Below are 382 nucleotides of genomic sequence, written 5' to 3' on the forward strand. Positions count from 1 at the left end.
TATTAGACCCTGTTCCGCATCACCCTTAGCCTGTGATTCGACAGGTTCTGCCTGCGCACAAGAACGATAACAAACGACCTGTTGATTGGAGCCGTCATGAGCACTCATTATTCAATTCCCGAGTTGATCGATAGCACTCGAACCAGTGCTTTTCAGTGGCGGGTTTTTGCCCTCTGCTTTTTCGTCGCCATTCTCGACGGATTCGACACTCAAGCGATTGCGTTCACCGGTCCCTCGATCATCCAGGCATTCGGACTCGGCGCAGGCGCTCTGGCGCCTATCCTGACCGCCGGAATTGTCGGCATGGTGCTCGGGGCAATGGTACTGGGCCTCATGGGCGATAAATTCGGCCGACGACCGACGATTATCGGGTCCGTCGCAT

General features: G+C 55.2%; 1 pseudogene. It reads left to right on the top strand.

The features are described 5' to 3' along the window. Positions 1-96: 96 nt before the first annotated feature. A pseudogene (locus tag NPS56_RS31045) lies at positions 97-382 on the top strand (MFS transporter); the annotation flags it as partial.

The sequence above is a fragment of the Pseudomonas putida genome (assembly GCF_028682635.1).
GTDB lineage: Bacteria > Pseudomonadota > Gammaproteobacteria > Pseudomonadales > Pseudomonadaceae > Aquipseudomonas > Aquipseudomonas putida_AE.